At 67.7% G+C, this 23,279-nt stretch carries 22 protein-coding genes; 10 read left to right on the top strand and 12 right to left on the bottom strand.

What is annotated here, in order from left to right:
- Positions 1 to 29: 29 nt before the first annotated feature.
- On the bottom strand, positions 30 to 1,013 hold the full coding sequence (locus tag IEX71_RS12960) for a heme o synthase (RefSeq protein ID WP_268248382.1): 984 nt from the start codon (positions 1,011 to 1,013) through the stop codon (positions 30 to 32).
- A gap of 167 nt (positions 1,014 to 1,180) precedes the next feature.
- Here IEX71_RS12960 and tkt point away from each other — a divergent pair, with 167 nt between their 5' ends.
- The 7 genes from tkt to IEX71_RS12925 all read left to right on the top strand — a co-directional run bounded on the left by tkt (position 1,181) and on the right by IEX71_RS12925 (position 10,017).
- Entirely contained in the window at positions 1,181 to 3,346 is a 2,166-nt protein-coding gene (gene tkt, locus IEX71_RS12955) for a transketolase (protein ID WP_188837461.1), read from the top strand.
- A 2-nt stretch (positions 3,347 to 3,348) separates the two neighbouring features.
- On the top strand, positions 3,349 to 4,467 hold the full coding sequence (tal, locus tag IEX71_RS12950) for a transaldolase (protein WP_188837460.1): 1,119 nt from the start codon (positions 3,349 to 3,351) through the stop codon (positions 4,465 to 4,467).
- On the top strand, positions 4,464 to 6,086 hold the full coding sequence (locus IEX71_RS12945; RefSeq protein WP_188837459.1) for a glucose-6-phosphate isomerase: 1,623 nt from the start codon (positions 4,464 to 4,466) through the stop codon (positions 6,084 to 6,086). Before tal ends, IEX71_RS12945 begins: the two co-directional genes overlap by 4 nt.
- Positions 6,083 to 7,627, top strand: a complete 1,545-nt coding sequence (zwf, locus tag IEX71_RS12940; RefSeq protein ID WP_188837458.1) for a glucose-6-phosphate dehydrogenase — start codon at positions 6,083 to 6,085, stop codon at positions 7,625 to 7,627. The genes IEX71_RS12945 and zwf overlap by 4 nt, the downstream gene beginning before the upstream one ends.
- Positions 7,628 to 7,854: 227 nt before the next feature.
- Entirely contained in the window at positions 7,855 to 8,997 is a 1,143-nt protein-coding gene (locus IEX71_RS12935; protein WP_188837457.1) for a glucose-6-phosphate dehydrogenase assembly protein OpcA, read from the top strand.
- Complete coding sequence (gene pgl / locus IEX71_RS12930) at positions 8,994 to 9,722, top strand: 6-phosphogluconolactonase (RefSeq protein WP_188837456.1); 729 nt, start codon at positions 8,994 to 8,996, stop codon at positions 9,720 to 9,722. The genes IEX71_RS12935 and pgl overlap by 4 nt, the downstream gene beginning before the upstream one ends.
- Before the next feature lie 49 nt (positions 9,723 to 9,771).
- Positions 9,772 to 10,017 (top strand): DUF2630 family protein, encoded by a 246-nt coding sequence (locus tag IEX71_RS12925; protein ID WP_188837455.1) that lies wholly within the window; start codon positions 9,772 to 9,774, stop codon positions 10,015 to 10,017.
- Here IEX71_RS12925 and IEX71_RS12920 read toward each other — a convergent pair.
- Complete coding sequence (locus IEX71_RS12920; protein WP_188837454.1) at positions 10,005 to 11,273, bottom strand: lipase family protein; 1,269 nt, start codon at positions 11,271 to 11,273, stop codon at positions 10,005 to 10,007. The genes IEX71_RS12925 and IEX71_RS12920 overlap by 13 nt on opposite strands.
- Positions 11,274 to 11,400: 127 nt before the next feature.
- Positions 11,401 to 12,525: a PheS-related mystery ligase SrmL gene (gene srmL / locus IEX71_RS12915; RefSeq protein WP_188837453.1), complete on the bottom strand. Its 1,125-nt coding sequence runs from the start codon at positions 12,523 to 12,525 to the stop codon at positions 11,401 to 11,403.
- 266 nt (positions 12,526 to 12,791) lie between these two features.
- Between srmL and IEX71_RS12910 the strand changes: the two genes are divergently transcribed.
- The 3 genes from IEX71_RS12910 to IEX71_RS12900 are packed head-to-tail and all read left to right on the top strand — an operon-like array spanning position 12,792 to position 14,175.
- On the top strand, positions 12,792 to 13,142 hold the full coding sequence (locus IEX71_RS12910) for an ArsR/SmtB family transcription factor (RefSeq protein ID WP_188837452.1): 351 nt from the start codon (positions 12,792 to 12,794) through the stop codon (positions 13,140 to 13,142).
- On the top strand, positions 13,139 to 13,630 hold the full coding sequence (locus tag IEX71_RS12905) for an SRPBCC family protein (RefSeq protein ID WP_188837451.1): 492 nt from the start codon (positions 13,139 to 13,141) through the stop codon (positions 13,628 to 13,630). Before IEX71_RS12910 ends, IEX71_RS12905 begins: the two co-directional genes overlap by 4 nt.
- Positions 13,627 to 14,175, top strand: coding sequence for a VOC family protein (locus IEX71_RS12900; protein WP_308420976.1), 549 nt, complete (start codon positions 13,627 to 13,629; stop codon positions 14,173 to 14,175). Before IEX71_RS12905 ends, IEX71_RS12900 begins: the two co-directional genes overlap by 4 nt.
- Before the next feature lie 3 nt (positions 14,176 to 14,178).
- Here the strand turns inward: IEX71_RS12900 and IEX71_RS12895 are convergent, their stop codons facing one another.
- The 9 genes from IEX71_RS12895 to uvrC all read right to left on the bottom strand — a co-directional run bounded on the left by IEX71_RS12895 (position 14,179) and on the right by uvrC (position 23,119).
- Positions 14,179 to 14,529 (bottom strand): RNA polymerase-binding protein RbpA, encoded by a 351-nt coding sequence (locus IEX71_RS12895; protein WP_188837450.1) that lies wholly within the window; start codon positions 14,527 to 14,529, stop codon positions 14,179 to 14,181.
- A 47-nt stretch (positions 14,530 to 14,576) separates the two neighbouring features.
- Positions 14,577 to 14,819, bottom strand: a complete 243-nt coding sequence (secG, locus tag IEX71_RS12890; RefSeq protein WP_188837449.1) for a preprotein translocase subunit SecG — start codon at positions 14,817 to 14,819, stop codon at positions 14,577 to 14,579.
- Positions 14,820 to 14,935: 116 nt separating this feature from the next.
- Positions 14,936 to 15,757 carry a triose-phosphate isomerase gene (gene tpiA / locus IEX71_RS12885; RefSeq protein ID WP_188837448.1) on the bottom strand — a complete coding sequence of 274 codons (822 nt, stop codon included), beginning with the start codon at positions 15,755 to 15,757 and terminating at the stop codon, positions 14,936 to 14,938.
- 3 nt (positions 15,758 to 15,760) lie between these two features.
- Positions 15,761 to 16,963, bottom strand: coding sequence for a phosphoglycerate kinase (locus IEX71_RS12880; protein ID WP_188837447.1), 1,203 nt, complete (start codon positions 16,961 to 16,963; stop codon positions 15,761 to 15,763).
- A 33-nt stretch (positions 16,964 to 16,996) separates the two neighbouring features.
- A complete protein-coding gene (gene gap / locus IEX71_RS12875) occupies positions 16,997 to 17,992 on the bottom strand; it encodes a type I glyceraldehyde-3-phosphate dehydrogenase (protein WP_188837446.1) in 996 nt (331 codons plus the stop codon).
- A gap of 166 nt (positions 17,993 to 18,158) precedes the next feature.
- The gene (whiA, locus tag IEX71_RS12870) at positions 18,159 to 19,139 is read right to left on the bottom strand and encodes a DNA-binding protein WhiA (RefSeq protein ID WP_188837445.1); all 981 of its coding nucleotides are present in this window, start codon (positions 19,137 to 19,139) and stop codon (positions 18,159 to 18,161) included.
- Between the two features lie 82 nt (positions 19,140 to 19,221).
- Positions 19,222 to 20,166: a gluconeogenesis factor YvcK family protein gene (locus tag IEX71_RS12865; protein WP_188837444.1), complete on the bottom strand. Its 945-nt coding sequence runs from the start codon at positions 20,164 to 20,166 to the stop codon at positions 19,222 to 19,224.
- 14 nt (positions 20,167 to 20,180) lie between these two features.
- Complete coding sequence (gene rapZ, locus IEX71_RS12860; RefSeq protein ID WP_188837443.1) at positions 20,181 to 21,080, bottom strand: RNase adapter RapZ; 900 nt, start codon at positions 21,078 to 21,080, stop codon at positions 20,181 to 20,183.
- On the bottom strand, positions 21,077 to 23,119 hold the full coding sequence (uvrC, locus tag IEX71_RS12855) for an excinuclease ABC subunit UvrC (protein ID WP_188837442.1): 2,043 nt from the start codon (positions 23,117 to 23,119) through the stop codon (positions 21,077 to 21,079). The genes rapZ and uvrC overlap by 4 nt, the downstream gene beginning before the upstream one ends.
- Between the last annotated feature and the right edge of the window lie 160 nt (positions 23,120 to 23,279).

Here is a 23,279-nt window from a genome sequence, read left to right as displayed (position 1 = left end):
GCGCGCACAACCTTCAGCAGAGGACGAGCTCAGAAGACGAGGTGGACCAGCGGGTCGATCGCGACACCGACGAAGACCAGGGTGAGGTAGCTGATCGAGTAGTGGAACAGCCGCATCGGCTTCAGCACCTTGTATGACGCGCCGGCGCGAGCACGGCGCAGCAGCAGGTGCGCTTCGCGCAGGAAGACCGCACCGGCGACCAACGAGATGACCGTGTAGATCAGGCCCATGTCACCGACCGGCACCAGCGCGAGCGTGACCAGGACGGTGACCCAGGTGTAGGCCACGATCTGCTTCGCGACGGCGATGTCCTCGGCGACGACCGGCAGCATCGGCACACCGGCGTTGGCGTAGTCGTCGCGGAAGCGCATCGACAGCGGCCAGTAGTGCGGCGGCGTCCAGAAGAACACCACCAGGAAGAGCACCACCGCGGACCAGCTCAGCGAGTTGGTCACCGCGGACCAGCCGATCAGCGTCGGCATACAGCCTGCGATGCCGCCCCACACGATGTTCTGGGAGGTGCGGCGCTTGAGCAGCAGCGTGTAGAAGCCGACGTAGAGGACGATGGCGCCGAAGGACAGCGCGGCCGACAGCCAGTTGACCAGGAGGCCGAGCCAGAGCACCGAGATGACCCCGAGGACGACGCCGAAGATCAGGCCGGCCCGCGGCGAGATCGCACCGGTCGCCAGCGGGCGTCCTTCGGTGCGGTGCATCAGGCGGTCGATGTCGCGGTCGAGGTAGCAGTTGAGGGAGTTGGCGGACCCGGCCGAGAAGGAGCCGCCGACGAGCGTCGCGAGGATCAGCCAGACCGACGGCACTCCCCTGTCGGCCAGGAACATCACGGGGAAGGTCGTGACCAGCAACAGCTCGATGATGCGCGGCTTGGTCAACGCGACGTAGTCGCGCACCACTGCGCCGAACGGCTTGCGAGAACCGGAGGAACCGGAGTCGGAGACGAGAGTGGCGTCGGCGGTGGCTCGGCCGTCCGCCGAGCGCGGCTCGATCGCAGTCACTCTCGTCACTTCCGTTGCTGGGGGATCGTGTCCGGCTGGGCATCTCACCACCCGAACGCTCCGCAGTCTATCCCGCTGCCGGACGTTGCTGATCGTCTGGGTGGCAGGGCTAGGCTCGTGCCGGAAAGAGATCCAGAACGTTCGATTATTCGTGGGAGCAATCTGCCGTGAGCCAGGACACCTCAGCCACCACCGGTCGCCGCGACCCGGCGCTCGCCGAGCCCGTAGCCACCAAGGCCGGCTGGTCGCCGGTAGACGTTCGTGCGGTCGACACCGTGCGGGTGCTCGCCGCCGACGCCGTACAGAAGAAGGGCAATGGCCACCCCGGCACCGCGATGAGCCTCGCTCCGCTGGCCTACCTCCTCTACCAGAGCGTCATGCGCATCGACCCCAGCGACCCGCACTGGATCGGTCGCGACCGGTTCGTGCTCTCCTGCGGCCATTCGAGCTTGACCCAGTACATCCAGCTTTACATGTCCGGTTACGGACTCGAACTGTCCGACCTCGAAGCCCTGCGCACCTGGGAGTCGCTCACCCCGGGCCACCCGGAGTACGGCTACACCGATGGTGTCGACATCACCACCGGCCCGCTCGGTTCGGGCATCGCCTCCTCGGTCGGTATGGCGATGGCGCAACGCCGCCAGCGCGGTCTGCTGGACCCGGACGCCGCACCCGGCCAGAGCCCCTTCGACCACCATGTGTGGGTCATCGCCTCCGACGGCGACATGATGGAAGGTGTTTCGGGAGAGGCGGGTTCGCTTGCCGGACACCAGCAGCTCGGCAACCTGATCGCGTTCTACGACGAGAACCAGATCTCCATCGAGGACGACACCGACGTGTCCTTCTCCGAGGACGTCGCGGCCCGTTACGCGGCATACGGCTGGCACGTGCAGACCGTCGACTGGCGGCCCGGTGCCAAGCCGGACAGTGACCGCGACTCCTACACCGAGAACGTCGACGACCTGCTCGACGCCATCGAGCAGGCGAAGTCGGTCACCGACAAGCCGTCGCTCATCTGCCTTCGCACGATCCTGGGCTGGCCGGCTCCGACCAAGCAGGGCACCGGCGCCGCGCACGGCAGCGCGCTGGGTGACGACGAGGTCGCCGGCACCAAGAAGTTGCTCGGCTTCGACCCGGAGCAGTCCTTCCAGGTCGACGACGAGGTCATCGAGCACACCCGCAAGGTCAAGGACCGCGGCCAGCAGGCGCACGCCGAGTGGCAGAAGTCGTACGACGCCTGGCGCGACGGCAATCCCGAGGGCGCCAAGCTGCTGGACCGCCTGGTCAAGCGCGAGCTGCCGGAGAACTTCGCCGCCGCGTTCCCGACCTTCGAGGCCGATTCCAAGGGCATCGCCACCCGCGCGGCATCGGGCAAGATCCTGTCCGCGCTGGCCGGGGTCATGCCGGAGTTGTGGGGCGGCTCGGCGGACCTGGCCGGCTCCAACAACACCACGATGGACGGCGAGCCCAGCTTTGTTCCGGAGAACCGCCAGACTGATGAGTGGAAGGGCGGCCCCTACGGACGCACCCTGCACTTCGGCATTCGCGAGAACGCCATGGGTATGACGCTCAACGGCATCGCACTCGAGGGTCTGACCCGTCCTTACGGTGGCACCTTCCTGGTCTTCTCGGACTACATGCGGCCCGCGGTCCGGCTCGCCGCCATCCAGCGAGTGCCGGTGACGTTCGTCTGGACACACGACTCCATCGGCCTCGGTGAGGACGGCCCGACGCACCAGCCGATCGAGCACCTCGCCGCGCTGCGCGCGATCCCGGACCTCGACGTCGTGCGACCGGCGGACGCCAACGAGACCGCGGTCGCGTGGCGCACCATCCTGGAGCACACCGACCGGCCGGCGGGGCTCATCCTGTCCCGCCAGGCGCTGCCGACCCTGGACCGCACCGAGTTCGCCTCGGCCGAGGGTGTCGCACGCGGCGCCTACGTGCTGGCCGACACCGAGGGCACACCGGACGTGATCCTGGTCGCAACCGGCTCCGAGGTGAGCCTGGCACTTGAGGCGCGGAAGGCTTTGGCCGAGAAGAACGTTGCAGCTCGTGTGGTGTCGATGCCCAGTCGGGAATGGTTCGAGGAGCAGGACGACAGCTACCGCGACGAGGTGCTCCCGGCTTCGGTGAAGGCACGAGTCAGCATCGAGGCGGCCACGCCGTTCGGCTGGCGAGACATCGTCGGCGACGCCGGACGCATCGTGGGCATCGACCACTTCGGCGCCAGCGCCGCTGGACCGGTGCTGATGGAGAAGTTCGGGTTCACGGTGGACGCAGTCGTGTCCGCCGCGCAGGAGTCCATGCAGGCAGCAGTAGGAGGCAACTGAAGATGGCAAACACAAACACTCAGGCACTGAGCAACCTCGGCGTCTCGATCTGGCTGGACGACCTGAGCCGCACGCTGATCAGCAGCGGCGACCTGAAGAAGCTGGCCGATGACAAGAACGTCGTCGGAGTCACCACCAACCCGACGATCTTCGCCACCGCGCTGTCGGACGGCACGGCATACAACGAGCAGGTCGCCGAGCTCGCCAAGGGCGGGACCGGCGTCGACGAGACGGTCTTCGAGATCACCACGCGCGATGTGCACGACGCCTGCGACGTGCTGCGTTCGGTCTATGACGCGACGAACGGTCTCGACGGCCGCGTCTCCATCGAGGTCGACCCGCGATTGGCCCGCGACACCGACGGCACCGTCGAGATGGCCAAGCAGCTCTGGGCCAAGGTCGACCAGCCCAACGTGATGATCAAGATCCCTGCCACGGAGGAGGGCCTGCCGGCGATCACCGCCGCACTGGCCGAGGGCATCAGCATCAACGTGACCTTGATCTTCTCGCTGGAGCGCTACCGCGGTGTCATGAACGCCTTCCTGGCCGGCCTCGAGCAGGCCAAGCAGGCCGGCAAGGACCTGTCCAAGATCCGTTCGGTCGCATCCTTCTTCGTCTCCCGTGTCGACAGCGAGGTCGACAAGCGGCTGGACGCCATCGGGTCCGACGAGGCGAAGGCCCTCAAGGGGAAGGCCGGAGTCGCCAACGCGAGACTGGCCTACCAGGCCTACGAAGAGGTCTTCAGCACGCCTCGGTGGAAGTCGCTCGCCGACGACGGTGCGCACACCCAGCGTCCGCTGTGGGCGTCGACCGGTGTCAAGGACCCGGCGTACCCCGACACGATGTATGTCGTGGACCTCGCGGTGAAGGACACCGTCAACACCATGCCGCCGAAGACGCTCGACGCCGTCGCGGACCACGGTGAGCTGGCCGGTGACCAGGTGACCGGCAATTACGAGGACGCGGCCGGGGTGCTCGACGCGCTCGACAAGCTCGGCGTCTCCTACTCCGACGTCGTGCAGGTGCTGGAGACCGAGGGTCTGCAGAAGTTCGACAAGTCGTGGGACGAGTTGCTCGGCTCGGTCAAGAGCGAGCTGGAGAAGGCGGGTGCAACGCTGTGAGCGATGCCGACCTCACCGTGACCGCGGTGGGTGGGGCCGCGGACGCGATCACGGCGCACGTCCCGCAACTGGTGGCCGACGGTTTCGCCGGCAAGCTGTTCGCGCAGGATGCGACGCTGTGGGGTCCGGACGCCGAGTCCGAGGCCGGCAAGCGCCTGTCCTGGGTCGGCCTGGGTTCGTCGTCGCGGCCACTGGTCGCTGAGATCGAAGCGCTGCGAGGCAAATTCGCCGACAAGGGTCTCGACCACGTCGTTCTCTGCGGCATGGGTGGCTCGTCTCTCGCGCCCGAGGTCATCTGTGGGTCCGACGGCGTTCCCCTCACGGTCCTGGATTCCTCGCAGCCGGACATGGTCCGCGCCGCGCTGGAGGACCGGCTCGAGCAGACGGTCGTCGTCGTCTCTTCCAAGTCGGGTTCCACGGTGGAGACCGACTCCCAGCGACGCGTCTACGAGAAGGCCTTCCAGGACGCCGGCATCGACCCGACGGAGCGGATCGTCGTCGTCACCGACCCGGGCAGCCCGCTCGACAAGGAAGCACGCGACGGCGGCTTCACCGTCTTCAACGCCGACCCGGGCGTCGGCGGCCGCTACTCCGCGCTGACCGCGTTCGGCCTGGTGCCGAGTGGTCTGGCGGGTGCCGACATCGGCCGGCTGCTCGACGAGGCGGAGGCGGTGACCGACCTGCTCGCGTCCGACGACGAAGCCAACCCCGCACTGCGTCTGGGCGCAGCGCTCGGTGGCACGCAGCCGCTGCGCGACAAGATCGTGCTCATCGACGCAGGCACGAAGGCTCTCGGATTCGGTGATTGGGCGGAGCAGCTGATCGCGGAGAGCACCGGCAAGAACGGCAAGGGGCTGCTGCCCGTCGTCGTCGGTGACTCCCCCGTCGGTGATCAGCTCACGGACGAGCTCTACGTGCGCCTGGTCGCCGCTGACGACGACTCTCAACCGTCCGGCGACGCGGTCGTCGACGTCGGCGGCTCACTCGGTGGCGCCATGCTGCTGTGGGAGGCCGCCGTGGCCACTGCAGGCCGATTGATCGGCATCAACCCGTTCGACCAGCCCGACGTGGAGAGCGCGAAGGCCGCCGCTCGCGACCTGCTCGGCGCGGGCACAGGGTCGGTCGCCGCTCCGGCATACACCGATGGTGCGGTCGAGGTGCGCAGCGCCGGACCGGACTTCCTGGGTGACGCCGGGACGGTCGGCGACGCACTGCGTGCGCTCTTCGCGCAGCTGCCCGACGACGGCTACCTCGCAGTCATGGCGTATGTCGACCGGATCGCTGACGGGTCGCTCGCCGACGTGCGAATCCCGTTGGCGCGCAAGCTGAGCCGCCCGGTGACGTTCGGTTTCGGCCCGCGCTTCCTGCACTCGACGGGGCAATACCACAAGGGTGGACCCGCCAACGGGGTCTTCCTGCAGATCACCACAGCACCGGCGCAGGACCTGGACATACCGGGACGTGAGTTCACCTTCGGTGACTTCATCGACTCTCAATCCGGCGGCGACGCCAAGGTGCTCGCCGAGCACGGCAGGCCGGTGCTGCGTCTCAACTTGACCGACCACGAAGCCGGTCTCGCCCAGTTGCAACATGCCATCTCGGAGGTAACTGCTTCATGAGTCCGGCGCGCGTGGCGCGCGGAGCCAACCCCTTGCGCCAGGCCGATGATCGCCGGCTGCCTCAGATCGCCGGGCCGTGCGCTCTGGTGATGTTCGGCGTCACCGGCGACCTGGCCCGCAAGAAGTTGCTTCCGGCGATCTACGACCTGACCAACCGCGGGCTGCTGCCGCCGGGTTTCGCCCTGGTGGGCTTCGCCCGGCGTGACTGGGAGGACCAGGACTTCGCGCGCATCGTGAAGGACGCGGTCCGGGCCGGTGCACGCACCCCATTCCGCGAGGAGGTGTGGCGCAACTTCGAGGAGGGCCTGCGCTTCGTGCACGGCAGCTTCGACGACGATGCCGCCTTCGACGAGCTCGCCCAAACGCTGAAGGAGCTCGACGAGGAGCGTGGGACCGGTGGCAACACCGCGTTCTACCTGTCGATCCCGCCGGGAGCGTTCGAGCTCGTCTGCTCCCAGCTGGACCGATCAGGTCTGGCCCGTCCGAAGAACGGGTCGTGGAGCCGAGTGGTCATCGAGAAGCCGTTCGGTCACGACCTGGCCAGTGCGCGCGACCTCAACGCAACGCTGGAGCGGGTCTTCCCGGCCGACGCGATCTTCCGGATCGACCACTACCTCGGCAAGGAGACCGTCCAGAACCTGCTGGCGCTGCGGTTCGCGAACCAGCTCTTCGAGCCGGTCTGGAACGCCCACTACGTCGACCACGTGCAGATCTCGATGGCCGAGGACATCGGCATCACGGGTCGCGCGGGTTACTACGACGGCATCGGCGCCGCGCGTGACGTCATACAGAATCACCTGCTGCAGTTGCTGGCGCTGACCGCGATGGAGCAACCCAACTCCTTCGGCGCGGACGAGTTGCGCGCCGAGAAGGAGAAGGTCCTGGCCGCGGTGCGGTTGCCCGACGACCTGGCCACGGCCACCGCACGGGGTCAGTACACCGCCGGCTGGCAGGGCAGCGAGAAGGTCATCGGCTACCTCACCGAGGACGGCATCGACCCCAAGTCGACGACCGAGACGTATGCCGCACTCAAGCTGCAGGTGCACACCCGCCGGTGGGCCGGCGTGCCGTTCTACCTGCGCACCGGGAAACGCCTCGGCAAGCGCGTCACCGAGATCGCCGTCATCTTCAAGCGGGCGCCGCACCTGCCGTTCAACGACACGTCGACCGAGGAACTCGGTCAGAACGCCATCGTCATCCGCGTGCAGCCCGACGAGGGCACCACGATCCGCTTCGGCTCCAAGGTGCCCGGTGCCGGATCGATGGAAGTCCGTGACGTGACAATGGATTTCGGCTACGGCACTGCATTCACCGAGTCCAGTCCCGAGGCCTACGAGCGGCTCATCCTCGACGTACTGCTCGGCGAGCCACCGCTGTTCCCGCGGCACGAGGAGGTGGAACTCTCCTGGCAGATCCTCGACCCCGTCGAGCGGTTCTGGGCACGCAAGGGCAAACCCGAGGGATACGAGTCCGGCACTTGGGGTCCGCGCAGTGCGGACCAGTTACTGGAGCGCGACGGACGTGAGTGGAGGCTGCCATGATCGCCGACCTGCCGAACGCGACGACAAAGGTGCGCGACGAGCGCGCCGCCCGAGGCACGGAGGTGAGGATCAAATGATCGCCGACCTGCCGAACGCGACGACAAAAGTGCGCGACGAGCGCGCCGCCCGAGGCACCGAGGTGAGGATCAAATGATCGCCGACCTGCCGAACGCGACGACAAAGGTGCGCGACGAGCGCGCCGCCCGAGGCACCGAGGTGAGGATCAAATGATCGCCGACCTGCCGAACGCGACGACAAAAGCAGTCAGCAAGCAGTTGGTCAGACTGCGCAACGAGTCCGGCTCAATGACGCTGGGTCGGGTGATGACGCTCATCGTCGTCGTCGACGAAGCGGATGCCGACGAAGCCATCGAGGCGGCGATCACCGCGAGCCGCCAGCACCCCAGCCGCATCATCGCGCTCGTGTCGGGCAACCCGCGCGCGGCGCGGCGACTTGATGCCCAGGTGCGGCTCGGCAGCGACGCCGGCGGCAGCGAGATCATCGTGCTGCGGATGTATGGCGAGCTGACCAAGCACGGAGCGAGCGTGGTGACGCCGCTGCTGGCCGCGGACACACCGATCGTCGCTTGGTGGCCGAGTGGCGCACAGGACGTCGGTTCGTCCCCGATCGGCAAGCTCGCCGGTCGGCGGATCACCGACGCGTCGCTGTCCAACGACCCCCGAAAGGCGTTGCAGCGCAGGCGCGTCGAATACACCGACGGCGACACGGACATGGCGTGGTCCCGCACGACGCGGTGGCGCGGGCTGCTCGCGACAGCGCTCGACCTTCCGCCATACGAACCCGTCACGTCGGTCACGGTCACCGGCGCCTCCGACTCGGCGAGCACCGACCTGCTCGCCGGCTGGTTGGCCGTCCGGCTGAAGTGCCCGGTGCGGCGGGCGCGGTCCAAGCCCGGCACCGGGCTGGTCAATGTCGTCATGGAGCGCAAGTCCGGGGCCATCGAGTTGGTCCGCCCGGACCGCCAGGTCGGGTGCCTCACCCAGCCGGGTCAACCCGAGCGCCAACTCGACCTCACCCGCCCGGACCGCACCGAGTCGCTGGCCGAGGAGTTGAGCCGCCTCGGCGGCGACGAGGTCTACCGGCAAGCGCTCGTCAAGGGTCTGCCACTGGTCACGAACGCCCCGGCCAGCAAGCGCAGCACCGCGAAGACCGGCGCGAAGATCGCTGCCGCGACGAAGGCGACCACCAAGACGACCACGAAGACGACGGGTGCGAAAACGGCCGCCGCGACGAAGGCGGCCACCAAGCCGACCGGCGCGAAGACGTCGGCGAAGAAGGTGGTCGCGACCAAGACCGGTGCCAGGAAAGCCGGCGCCAAGAAGGCAGCTGCGAAGAAGGCAGCGAAATGACGCTCGAACTACGAGACACCAAGGACGATTTGGGTAAGGCGATATCGGACCGGCTGGTTACCGAGATCGTCGCCGCCCAACGTGATCGCGGCGTCGCGCACATCGTGCTGACCGGCGGCTCGATGGGTGGCCTGTCACTGCAGTCGCTGCCGTCCGCGGACGACATCGACTGGTCGAACGTGCATTTCTGGTGGGGTGACGAGCGATTCGTGCCGGCCGGCGCGGCCGACCGCAACGACCTCGAAGCCGACAAGGCTGCGCTGCACGCGCTCCCGGTACCTGCCGAGAACATCCACCGGGTGGCAGGCCCGGAGCACGTCGCCGACGTCGAGTCGGCAGCATCGGCATACTCGGCGGCCATCCGTGCGCCCAAGGCGGGCGACGGGATGTTCGACATCGTCATGCTCGGTATGGGCCCTGACGGCCACGTCGCTTCTCTCTTCCCGCATCATCCTGCGCAGCGGACCGAGGACGCCATAGCCATCGCGGTCCATGACTCCCCCAAGCCGCCGCCGGACCGGGTGTCGCTGACCTTCGAGTGTCTCAACCGCAGCCGGCAGGTGTGGCTGCTGGTCGCTGGCGACGAGAAGGCCGAAGCGGTCGCTGCCGCTCATGCGCCTGATGCCGACCGCTGGGATGTGCCGGCTGCCGGCGTCCGCGGCGCGGACGACACTGTCTGGTGGCTGGACGCTGCGGCTGCGGCGAAACTGCCCGGCACCGAGTGACGTCGACACGGCATGGCGGTGCGGCACCGCGAGTGCCACGATGAGTCGCATGGACGACAAGACCATCCGCGACCACATCACCGAACTGATCGCGACCGAGCACGAGTTGCGTACGAAGCTCGGCCGGGGCGAGATCAGCGCACCGGACGAGCATGCTCAACTGCGCGAGGCCGAGGTCCAACTCGACAGGTTGTGGGACCTGCTGCGACAGCGGCAGGCACGCCGGGAGTTCGCGCAGGACCCGGCCGACGCGTCAGAGCGGTCCGCAGCGATCGTGGAGAACTACCGGGAGTGACCCAGCCGCGCGCAGTTGTCGGGTGCCGGTTCGCCGACGAGGCGGTCCTCGGTCCAGGTGATCAGCTGCGCGAGAAGCGGTGCATTGCCGCGTGCGACGCCGCCGTGACCACGGCCGGGGTATTCGCGGTAGTCCAGTCGTTGGCCGCGGGCGCACAACGCCTTCACGTAGGCACGCTGCACGCCGACCGGGACCAGGCGGTCGGCGCCGCCCTGGGCGACCAGCAGCGGAGTGTCGTTCGTGCCCATCGGCGTGTTCTGCCGCAACCGGCGCCCTAGTGCTCCGTCGGTCGGCTCATGACTCAGCAGTGGCGGTCCGATCCCGTGCGAGGCGGCGGTGGCGACCAGCGACTCCGCGGTGCGCAGGCAACGTTGGGACGCCCCCTTGACCACCTTCTGCGCCGCCGGGGTCACATAGTCCTGCTCGCGAACATCCGGGTATGCCGCGGAGTATGCCGTCAGCACGAACGCCATGAAGACCATGCCGCCCGGGATGTCGTTGAAGTGTCGCGCGAGCGCGGACATGTCGCTGGTCGGCGCGATCGCCGTCACACCGTCGAGAGGCACATCGGGAGCGTAGGTCGGCTGAATCTGACGCGTCCACAACGCGACTCCGCCACCTTGCGAAAGCCCCCACAGCACAGTGTGTTTCGACGCCGAAACGTGCCGAAGCTGCCGGGCGGCCCGGACTGCGTCCAGCATCGAGCGTCCCTCACCCCGGCCGATCAGATAGGGATGCGGGCCGGGAGTGCCCAGTCCGGTGTAGTCGGGTGCGACCAGGAGCCAGTGGTGCCGGATGATCGCACCGAGCTCCTGCCGGATGCCGGATCCCCAGGGTTGGGCGAACATGCTCGGGGCGCACACCTCGGCATACCCCGACGTGCCGTGTGCCCAGGCGAGCACCGGCCGGGGGCCGGCCGGTGCGTTCTTGCCCAGCATCACGATCCCGCTGCCCAACGCCGGACGACCGTCGGCGCGCGTGGTCGTGTAGAGAATGCGCCAGGCACGCGCCGTGTCCGGTATCCCCCGTGTGAAGGGCTCCGCTCGCACGAGCCGGCCGGCACCGGTGGGCACCGCCTTCGGGCCTTCGTAGAACGCGTCGACGCTCGGCGACGCGCGGTGCAGTGAGATGCCGACAACCAGCATGGCCATGACCACGACCACCGCGACGGCGCCGGCCAGGAAGCGCCGCAGCGGCCGTCGGGGGCGCGGCGAGGCGGAGTCAGCCGCCCTCCGAGCACCGAAACGTAGATTCACGAAAAGAACTCCCCCTGAAGACCCGAGCACGTCCGGCATCGCCAGCGCAACGTACTGGCGGCGATTCTACGCTCTCCGTAGGCCTTCAGCCGCATCATTGCGCGCGCCGCGGACGCTGTGACGGGTGTCATCCGGTCGGCGCCGCCAGCTCCGCCACCTCCCCCTCGTGAATGGCGAGGTACACCGCGTCCCGGAGGCGGTTCGCCTCGCTGGCCGTCAGCGTTCGGTCGACCGCTCGCAGCGTCAGGCGCACCAGTGCATTGACGTGGCCCGGCCGGAGACGTAGCCGGCGACGAGCACCCTCGGGCAGATCGTCGTATGACGTCACCGACACCAGCTCGACCGACTCGAGGTCCCCGGCCTGGTCCCCGAGCGCCGTGCGGACCCGGTCGCCGAGCAACTCCTCGTCGACACCCCAGCGCAGGACCACGGAAAGGTCCCGGCGGACGGCAGGCATCGCCGAAACAGGTTGGTATGGCCTCAGATCCAGCATCTGGCCAGCGACTCGTGGGTCCGGCGACCGAAGCAGACGGATGTCCGGAACGCACTTGCGCAACATCAGCGCGCGGTCCAGGCCGAGACCGGCTGCGACGCCGGTCCATCGTTCGGGCGGGAGTCCCGCGGACCGGAGCACCCAGGGGGCGATCAGCCCACCTTCCGCGAGCTCGAGCCACCCGCCGGTCAGGTCGTCCCAGACATCCAGCTGCAGCCCCCCGGTCGTGTAACTGTGCGGCGAAGGAGTGAGCCGCCGGCGGGCTCCGGGCAGGACTGCTTCCGCGATCGCTCCCAGCTGTGCTGTCAGATCCTCCTCACCCCACCGCATGCTGCTGCTCACGCGCCACAGGTCCAGCTGGTGCGGCTCTCCGGTGTGAGTGCGATCGATGGCGTCCCGGCGGTAGGCGAGCCCGGCTGCGGCATACAGGACGTTGTCAGTGCCCCGATGTCGGTCGAGCGTCGGCGGCAGCATGGCGCTGGTGTGGCTACGCAACATCACAGTGGGACTCACGTAGCGCGAATATCGTTCATTGCGAGTGACATCCGCGGTGCCGTAGCCGAGTGCGTCGTAGTTGGCAGCTACTGAGACCAGCGGGCTGTGGCGGATCCGGCGGACCGTGCTCTCGTCGAGCGCCGCGACCGCTCGCACGATCTCGGCCTCGAGATGCTGCATCGCGTGCGGGCCATGGTCGGCATCGGTCAGGTCGCGCAAGTGCAGCGCGGCACGCAGTTCTTCGTTGTTCAGGTAGATGGTCATCGAGGGTCCTCACGGTCGGTCGGGTCGGGAACTGTCTCCCTCGACCGGTGCGGCGGACCTCAGCCGCGCACGGCGCCGAGCCCACGACCGAACACCGGTCGAGGGCACCGAAATCGCCGCTGGTGATGCATGCGTCAACGGTAGCCAGCCGAGCCATCCCGCAGCAATCAAATTCAATTCAACCGAACGGTTGACAATGAGGTGCGGCCGCGGCACCATTGATTCTATTCAACCATCCGGTTGATTACCGAAGGGAGGAGGCATCGATGGATCAGCTCTCCCAGGTGTTCGCGGCCCTGGCCGACCCCACCCGGCGCGACATGGTGGCCCGGCTCACCGAGGCCGACGCCAGCGTGAGCGAGCTGGCAGCGCCATACGACGTGAGCATCCAGGCGGTGTCCAAGCACCTGAAGGTGCTCGAGGGTGCCGGCCTGGTCACCCGCACCAAAGAGGCGCAGCGGCGCCCGGTGCATCTGGAAGCAGAGGTCTTCGACCTGATGACCAAATGGATCGAGCGCTATCAGCGCCAGGCAGAGCAGCGATACCAGCGGTTGGACAGATTGCTCGACGAGCTGAACGGACGCGACCAACCCACGACGAAAGGCAACGCATCATGAGCACCACCACCTACCCCGAAGCAGTGATCGAGGCGGACAAGGAGCTCCCGATCATCCGGATCACCAGGGATTTCCAGGCGACGCCGGCACAGCTGATCACCGCGCACACCGACCCCGAGCTCTACGCCCGCTGGGTCGGACCCGACGGCATCTCCGTCGAGATCGACTACTGGGACGCGCGCACCGGCGGCAGCTGGCGCTTCCTGAACACGCACCACGGCCAGGACTTCGCCTTCCACGGTTCGTTCCACGAGGTCAGCGACACCCGCATCGTGCAGACCTTCACCTGGGAGGCCATGCCCGAAGGCGTCTCGCTCGAGACGTTGACCTTCGAGGACCTCGGCGACGGCCGCACCCGGCTGCACGCCCAGTCCCTCGTCGACTCCTTCGAGGCCCGCGACGGCTGGCTCGCCAGCGGCATGGAGGTCGGTGTCAACGACGGCTACGCGAAGCTCGACGCCCTGCTCGCAGACGGAGGACTGCGATGAGCAATCGAGAGGACTTCGAGAAGGACCGGGGTCCCCGCGAAGTATCGGGGCGAGGTACGAGCGGAGAACTTCGTGGGGTGGAGGCCCCGATCCGGCCGTGCCTGTGGTTCCACGACAATGCGGAGGAGGCGATGAAGTTCTATGTCGAACTCTTCCCGGACTCGCACATCGACGGGATCGAGCGCTATCCGGACGAGTCGCTGGACGAGCATTACAAGGGTATGAGCGGGAAAGTGATCAACGGCCGGTTCACCCTCAACGGCGTGCAGTTCGTCTGCCTCGACGGTGGTCCGTCGTTCACCTTCAACGAAGCGGTCTCGTTCACGGTCGCATGCGCCGATCAGGCGGAGATCGACCGCTACTGGCAGGCGCTTTCAGCGGTGCCAGAGGCGGAACAGTGCGGCTGGTGCAAGGACAGGTATGGCGTCAGCTGGCAGATCCTGCCGGCGAACCTGGGTGAATTGATGACCGGGCCGGCCGCCATACAGGCGCTGATGGGCATGCACAAGATCGTCATCGGCGACCTGCAGGCCGCCGGTGCCTGACGACTACTGGATCAGGCCACGTTGGCGCAACGTGTCGAGCGCCTCGTCGAGGATGACCTCACCCTCCTCGGACGAACGGCGTTCCTTCACGTAGGCCAGGTGGGTTTTGTAGGGCTCGGCTCGCGGCGGAGCGGGCGGGTTCGCCTGGTCCTGTCCGGCCGGCAGACCGCAGCGGGGGCAGTCCCACGTCTCCGGCACGGAGAGGCCGGGCTCCTGCGCGAAGCTCGGCGTCGTCTCGTGACCGTTGGAGCACCAATAGGAGACGACCACTCGAGGTGCCGCTTCGCCTCGTTCGGCCTCGCCCATCGGGCCGGCGCCGACTCGACTACCTCGAATTGCATTGCCACCGGCCACAATTACTCCTTGACGGGATCGAAACTGTTAGGGACCTGCAGATGCGGCTACTGGAAGCGCGCGACGAGGCCGAGGCCGACGATCGCGGCCAGCCAGATGATACTGGCGAAAACCGTCAAGCGGTTGAGATTGCGCTCCGCGATGGAGGAGCCGCCGAGGCTGCTGCTGACGCCGCCGCCGAACATGTCGGACAGGCCGCTGCCCTTGCCCTTGTGCATCAGGATCAACAGCACCAGAAACAGGCTGCTGATGACCACGACCGCTTGGAGCGCGATGCGCATGCCGTCCACGCTGGAGACTCACCTTCACGTTGAGAAAGACTGAACCGGCACCCGAAGAGCACCTCGGACAAGATTACACGCCGACGCCGGCCGGCTCGCCATCCGCGTCGGGCCACGCCGGGCGGTCAGCCGGTGATGGTTCCCTGATGGGCCTTGAAGCGGCAGATTGCGGCGAACTCCCCCGGGTCCAGCGAGGCTCCGCCGACCAGCGCGCCGTCCACGTCGTCGCGCGCCATGATCGATGCGACGTTGCCGGACTTGACTGAACCGCCGTAGAGGAAGCGCACCTGGTCCGCGACGTCACCGGAGTAGAGGTCCGCCACGGTGTTGCGCAATGCCGCGCACGCTTCCTGCGCATCGTCCGGGGTGGCGACCTCACCGGTGCCGATCGCCCAGATCGGCTCGTAGGCGACCACGATCGACGCGACGTCGGCGGCGGCGATGCCTTCGAGCGCAGCCGTCAGCTGCGCCACGATGTGCTCGACCTGGCCGCCGTCCTTGCGAATCTCCAACGGCTCACCGACGCACAGGATGGGTACGAGCTCGTGTCGGAGCGCAGCCTTCACCTTCGCGCCCACGACCTCATCGGTCTCCTGATGCACCGTGCGTCGCTCACTGTGACCGACGATCACGTAAGCACAACCCAGCTTGGCCAGGAACTCGCCGGACACGTCGCCGGTGTAGGCGCCGGAGTCGTATGGCGAAAGGTCCTGCGCACCCAACTGCAACTTCAGGCGGTCACCGTCGATGAGCGTCTGGACCGACCGGAGGTCGGTGAACGGCGGGATGACGACGACTTCCGTCTCGTCGTGATCGTGCCGCTTGTCCTTGAGTGTCCAGTCGAGCTTCTGCACCACTACGGTCGCCCGCTGGTGATCCAGGTTCATCTTCCAGTTGCCGGCGATCAACGGGGTACGGCCACCGGGGGTTTCCTTCTTGTCAGCCATGCTTCAGTCCTCCAACGCACTCAGTCCGGGCAGGTTCTTGCCCTCCAGGAACTCCAGGCTCGCGCCGCCGCCGGTCGAGATGTGCCCGAAGTCGTCGTCGGCGAATCCGAGTTGCCGCACGGCGGCCGCGGAGTCGCCACCGCCGACGACGGTGAGTGCGCCGCCCTTGGTCACGTCGACCAGCGCCTGCGCGACGACCTTGGTGCCTTCGGCATACGCACTCATCTCGAAGGCACCCATCGGGCCGTTCCAGAAGATGGTCTTCGCGGTGGCGATCACGTCGGCGAAGGCCTGTGCCGACTCGGGCCCGATGTCCAGACCCATCCGGTCGGCAGGGATGTCGTCGACACCGACCACCTCGTGCTCCGCGTCGCCGGAGAACTCGGTGGCGGCCACCACGTCGGTGGGGAGCACGATCTTGACGCCGCGGTTCTCGGCGTCGGCGAGGTAGCCCTTCACCCGAGCGACCTGGTCCTGCTCCAGCAGGCTCTTGCCGACCTCACGGCCCTGCGCAGCCAGGAAGGTGAAGACCATTCCGCCGCCGATGAGCAGCATGTCCGCCTTACCGAGCAGGTTCTCGATCACACCGAGCTTGTCGCTGACCTTCGCGCCGCCGAGCACCACGGCATACGGCCGCTGCGGTGAGGTGGTGAGCCGGCGCAACACGTCCACCTCCGTCTCGACGAGCCCACCGGCAGCCTGCGGCAGTCGGTCGGCGATGTCGTAGACGCTGGCCTGCTTGCGATGGACCACGCCGAAACCGTCGGAAACGTAAGCGTCCGCGAGGTGGCTCAGCTGGTCCGCGAACGCACCGCGCTCGGCGTCGTCCTTGCTGGTCTCGCCAGGGTTGAAACGGAGGTTCTCCAGCAGCGCGACCTCGCCCTTGTGCATCTTGTCCACCGTCTCGTTGGCGGACTCCCCCACCGTGTCAGTGGCGAAAAGCACTGGGAAGCCAAGCAATTCGGACAGCCGGTCGGCGACCGGACGGAGTGAGAACTTCGGGTCGGGCGTGCCCTTGGGGCGGCCCAGGTGCGCACACACGACGACCCGGGCACCCGCGTCGGCCAGTCGCTTGATGGTCGGCACCGAGGCCCGCACCCGGCCGTCGTCGGTGATCTCACCGGCGTCGTTCAACGGGACGTTGAGGTCGCTGCGGACCAGCACGGTCTTACCGGAGAGGTTGCCCAGGTCGTCGATAGTTCGCATGGAGTTCCGTTCCTCGAAGGTGCGGGTATCGGCTCAGAGGCTCTTGCCGACGAGCTCGACGAGGTCGGCGAGGCGGTTGGAGTAGCCCCACTCGTTGTCGTACCAGCCGACGACCTTGACCTGGTTGCCGATGACCTTGGTCAGGCCCGAGTCGAAGATGCACGACGCCGGGTCGGTGACGATGTCGGAGGACACGATCGGGTCCTCGGTGTAGCGCAGGATCTTGCCGTCCGCGGCCTTCTCCACGGCGGCGTTGACCTCTTCGACGGTGGTCTCCCGGCCGGCCTCGAAGGTCAGGTCGGTCGCCGATCCGGTCGGGGTCGGCACACGCAGCGCGTAACCGTCGAGCTTGCCCTTCAGCTCCGGCAGCACCAGACCGATCGCCTTCGCGGCCCCGGTGGAGGTCGGCACGATGTTGATCGCGGCAGCGCGTGCGCGGCGCGCGTCCTTGTGCGGACCGTCCTGCAGGTTCTGGTCCTGGGTGTAGGCATGGATGGTCGTCATCAGGCCCTTGACGATGCCGAACTCGTCGTTGAGCACCTTGGCCATCGGGCCGAGGCAGTTGGTGGTGCAGGACGCGTTCGAGATGATCGTGTGCTTGGCCGCGTCGTAGTCACCGTCGTTGACGCCCATCACGATGGTGATGTCTTCGTTCTTGGCCGGGGCGGAGATGATGACCTTCTTGGCACCGCCGTCGATGTGGACCTTGGCCTTCTCGGCGTCGGTGAAGATGCCGGTCGACTCGATCACCACGTCGGCGCCCAGCTCGCCCCACGGCAGCTTGGCCGGGTCGCGCTCGGCGAACGCCTTGAAGGTCTTGTCGCCGGCCGTGATGTCGGTGTCGGTCGACGACACGTCTCCGGGGAAGCGACCCAGGATCGAGTCGTACTTCAGCAGGAGCGCCAGTGAGGCGTTGTCGGTCAGGTCGTTGACACCGACGATCTCGATGTCGGCACCGGACGCGACAACCGCCCGAAAGAAGTTGCGGCCGATGCGGCCGAAGCCATTGATTCCCACACGGACGGTCACAGGCGACTCATCCCTTTCTGTTGGTCAGGTGATGTGTGTCGGAGGCGGCGCCGACGGGGCACCGACCGGGATCGACAACGTCGAGCCTATTTGATCGGGTCCGTCGACCGGAATGTGTCCTGCTGAATGGTCATCGCCCGATGTCGCTCGCGCGGCCGGCGTCGCTCTACCGGTCGAGTATGTCCGCGGTCAGGGAGGCCTCGGTGTTGGGTATGCCGATCTCGGCCGCGCGCTTGTCAGCCATCGCCAACAGGCGCCGGATACGGCCGGCGACGGCGTCCTTGGTCATCGGCGGGTCGGCCTTCTGACCGAGTTCCTCGAGGCTCGCCTCCTTGTGCTCGAGGCGCAGCCGGCCCGCCTCGGCCAGGTGGTCGGGGACGTCGTCGCTGAGGATCTCGAGCGCCCGCTCGACGCGGGTCCCCGCCTGCACGGCGGCCTCCACCGAACGACGCAGGTTCGCGTCGTCGAAGTTGGCCAGCCGGTTGGCAGTGGCCCGCACCTCGCGGCGCATCCGGCGCTCCTCCCAGGCCATGAACGCGTCGGTGGCGCCCAGCCGGGTGAGCATGACGCCGATGGCGTCCCCGTCACGTATGACGACCCGGTCGACACCACGCACGTCCCGGGCCTTGGACTGCACGCCCAGCCGGCGCGCGGCGCCGACCAGCGCCAATGCGGCCTCCTGGCCGGGGCAGGTGATCTCCAGGGACGAGGAACGCCCCGGTTCGGTCAACGACCCGTGCGCGAGAAAGGCCCCGCGCCAGGCCGCCTCGGAGTCACAGACGGCGCCGTTGACGACGCGCGGGGGCAGGCCACGCACCGGCCGTCCGCGGTGGTCGATCAGTCCGGTCTGCCGAGCGAGTGCCTCGCCGTCCTGCGCCACCCGAACGATGTAACGGCTGCCGCGCCGCAGTCCACCGCCGCTCATGACCAGCACCTGCGGTGTCTGGCTGTAGAGGTCGGCGATCGCCTGTCGCAACCGGCGCGCGGCCGACGCGGTGTCGAGCTCGGCTTCGATCACGATCCGGCCGCCGATGATGTGCAGGCCACCGGCGAAACGCAGCATCGCCGAGATCTCCGCCTTGCGGCAGCACGTCTTCGTGACGACATGTCTGCTGAGTTCGTCCTTGACGGCTGCGGTCATCGACATGTCGTTTCAGTTCCTCATGCAGTAAGTCAAAACAGGTCCCGTGCGGTCTGCTCATGCTACGTGTCGTGACAACGCGGACCAGTCACTCCACCACATCACGATAGGCCGCAGCCAGCCGCAGTGTGTCATGTGCGCCAGGTTGATCTGAGTCGGCCACATCGGCGAAAACCACTTCCGCGCCTAGGGATTGAGCGGTGGCGCGCAGTTGTTCACCGTGGTCGATGACAACGCTCGGATCGGCCAGCACCACATCGAGGTGCAACTCCGGCGCATGCGCGGCCAGCACCTCGAGGTGGTCGGAGGCGCTGAATCCGGTCGTCTCACCGGTGTTCATCACCATGTTCAGGGTGAGCATCCGCTTCGCGGTGGTGTGCACCAGCGCCTCGCGCAGGTCGGGCACGAGCAGGTGCGGCATCACCGAGGTGAACCAGGATCCCGGCCCCAGGATCACCCAGTCGGCGTCATACACCGCCTCCACCGCCTCCTGGCAGGCCAGCGGCGGGTCGGGGTTGAGCCGCACCCCGAGCACCCGGCCGGGCGTCGTCGCGACCTCCACCTGGCCGAGGATCTCGGTCACCGCGTCCGGCAGAGCGGGATCGGCACCGAGCACGCTGGCTTCGATGCGCAGCGGCTCGGCCGCCATGGGCAGAACGCGCCCCCGTGCACCGAGCAGCCGGCCGACCAGGTCCAGTCCGGCGATGGGGTCACCCAGCAGGTCCCACAACGAGGCGATGATCAGGTTGCCGAGCGCGTGCCCGCCCAACGGGCCTTCACCGGCGAACCGGTGTTGGAGCGCATCAGCCCACTGCAGCCCCCACTCGGAGGTGTCGCACAGCGCGGCCAGCGCCATCCGCAGATCGCCGGGAGGCAGGATGTCGAACTCCTCGCGAAGCCGGCCGCTGGACCCGCCGTCGTCGGCGACCGTCACGATCGCGGTGATCTTGTCGGTGACCAGTTGCAACGCCTGCAATGACGCGAAGAGGCCGTGTCCACCGCCGAGCGCCGCGACGGCCGGGCGCCCGATCATCTTGAGGCTCATTGTTATTCGCGCCCGAGGTCGCGGTGCACGACGAGTGATTTCACCTCGCGGGAGTTCAGCTTGTCCGCCAGCGCCTCGGCCATCGCGACCGATCGATGCTTGCCACCGGTGCAGCCGACCGCGAGGGTGACGTAGCTGCGGCCCTCACGCAGGTAGCCCGCTGTCATGGGTTCCAGGAGGCTGAGGGTGCGATCGAGGAACTCCTTGGCTCCGGGCTGCGCGAGCACGTAGTCGGCGACGATCGACTCCTGGCCGGTGTGCGGTCGCAACTGCGGATTCCAGAACGGGTTGGGCAGGAACCGCATGTCGAACACGAGGTCTGCGTCCAGGGGGATGCCGTATTTGAAGCCGAACGACATCACCGCGATGCGCAGCGCGGGACCGTCGTCCCCTCCGACGAATTCGCGAACCTTGCTGCTGAGCTGATGGACGTTGAGCCCGCTGGTGTCGATCAGGATGTCGGCGGTGGCCCGCAGATCGCGCAGCGCTTCGCGCTCCTTTTGTATGCCGTCCAGGAGGCGCCCCTCGTCCTGCAGCGGGTGCGGCCGGCGCACGGACTCGAACCGGCGCACCAGTGCCTCGTCGGTGGCGTCCATGAAGATGACGGTCGGGCGCCAGCCTTCGTCGCGCAGGTGATCCAGGCCCTCACGGAAGTCCGTGAAGAACTCGCGGGACCGCACGTCGACGACGGCGGCGAGCTTCGGCATACCCTCGCGATTCTCGACGCCCTGCTTGGCCAGCAGATCGGCCATCGCCACCAGAAGCTGTGGCGGCAGGTTGTCGATGACGTACCAACCCCGGTCCTCCAGGACGTTGGCCGCGGTGGTGCGGCCGGCGCCGCTCATACCGGTGACAACGATGAGCTCCGGCGCCGGGTCCGGGGACTCTTCCACGTCGGTCATCGAGTGATCTCCTTGTTGTCGGGCGCGTCGAGTTGATCGTCGAGCACTTCACCGGTCGTCAGGTTGACCGCGGGTGCGGTGGCGTCATCTTCTCGCAGATGTGTGTGCACCGTAACTGCCAGCGCCGGACCGATGCCCTTGACCGCTTCGATCTGCTCGACGGACGCGGCGCGCAGGCGCTTGACCGAGCCGAATTCACGCAGCAATGCCTTGCGTCGCACCTCGCCCAGCCCGGGTATCTCGTCCAGCGCGGATCGGGTCATCGCCTTGGACCGGCGTTGCCGGTGGAAGGTGATCGCGAAGCGGTGTGCTTCGTCACGAACGCGCTGCAGGAGGTAGAGGCCGTCGCTGGTGCGCGGCAGGATCACCGGGAAGTCGTCGTCCGGCAGCCAGACCTCCTCGAGCCGCTTGGCCAGGCCGACCACTGCCACGTCGTCGATGCCGAGCGCCTCCAACGCATGTGCTGCGGCATCGACCTGGGGCTTGCCGCCGTCGACCACGACGAGTTGCGGCGGGTAGGCGAATCGCTTTGGCCGGCCGGTGGTTTCGTCGATCGGGCCGCTGCCGGACGCCGGGTCCTCGTCGGTGTCGTCGAGCTCGATGTCGCCCGCGCTGTCGCGGTCCTCGAGGTAGTGCCGGAAGCGCCTCGTCAGGATCTCGTCCATCGCCGCGGTGTCGTCCAGCCGGACCGAACCGTCGGGCTGCGGGGTGCCGCGCACGATGAACCGGCGGTATTCGCCCTTCCGGGGCAGCCCGTCCTCGAAGACGACCATCGAGGCCACGACGTTGGTGCCCTGCACGTGGCTGACGTCGAAGCACTCGATGCGCAGCGGCGCCTGCTGCAGCTCCAGCGCGTCCTGCAGGTCCTGCAGAGCTTGGCTGCGCGCGGTGAGGTCGCCGGCCCGGGCGACCTTGTGCCGGCCGAGCGCCTGCTTGGCGTTGCGGTTGACGGTCTCCATCAGGGTCCGCTTGTCACCGCGCTGGGGCACCCGAAGCTCGACGCGCGCGCCGCGGACCTGGGTCAGCAGGTCGGCCATCGCGTCGGGGTCGGGTGGCAACGCAGGCACGAGGACTTCGCGCGGGACGCCTTCGGGCGACTCCCCGCCATAGACCTGGCCGAGCAGTCGCTCGACGACCTCGGAGAGGCCGAGATCGCCTTCGCTCTGCTTGTCGACGACCCAGCCGCGCTGGCCGCGGATGCGGCCACCGCGCACGTGGAACACCTGCACGGCGGCCTCGAGCTCGTCGTCCTCGATGCCGAAGACGTCGGCGTCGGTTGCGTCGGGGAGCACGACGGCGGACCGCTCGAGAGCCTTCTCCAGCGCCGCGATGTCATCGCGCCGCCGAGCGGCCGCCTCGAAGTCGAGCTCGGCACTGGCGGCGCGCATCTCGCGCTCGAGGCGTTTGACGAAACGGCGGGTGTTGCCGGCCATGAAGTCGCAGAACTCCTCGGCGATCGCCCGGTGCTCGTCCGGTGTCACCCGGCCGACGCACGGCGCGGAGCACTTGTCGATGTAGCCCAGCAGGCAGGGCCGCCCGACCTGGCCGGCCCGCTTGAAGACTCCGCTGCTGCAGGTGCGCACCGGAAAGACCCGCAACAACTGGTCGAGGGTCTCGCGGATGGCCCAGGCGTGCGCGTAGGGACCGAAGTAGCGGGTGCCCTTGCGCTTGGTGCCGCGCATGACCTGCGCCCGGGGGAACTCCTCGCCCATCGTCACCGCGAGGTAGGGATAGGACTTGTCGTCGCGGTACTTGACGTTGAAGCGCGGATCGAACTCCTTGATCCAGGAGTATTCGAGTTGCAGCGCTTCGACCTCGTTGCGCACGACGGTCCATTCGACGCTCGCGCCGGTCGTCACCATCGTCCGGGTGCGCGGATGCAATGCCGCGATGTCCTGGAAGTATGACGACAACCGGCTGCGCAGCGACTTGGCCTTGCCGACGTAGATGACCCGGCGGTCCTTGTCCCGGAATTTGTAGACACCCGGATCGACCGGGATCTCCCCCGGCTTCGGGCGGTAGGTCGACGGATCAGCCACGACTCCACTCTATGGAGTGCGTCGGACAGTCCCGAACAGCACCGGTCGCGTACCGCGCCGGCACTTCGTGACGACCGTCGTCCCTAAATCACACGCATGACGCCACAACCCACACGGACCGAACGACCGTCGTCCCAAAATCACGTCAAGCAGAGCCGGA

This window comes from Flexivirga endophytica (assembly GCF_014640635.1).
Taxonomy (GTDB): domain Bacteria; phylum Actinomycetota; class Actinomycetes; order Actinomycetales; family Dermatophilaceae; genus Flexivirga; species Flexivirga endophytica.
The sequence above is the reverse complement of the archived record's forward strand: the minus strand, read 5'-3'. Positions and strand labels throughout refer to the sequence as shown.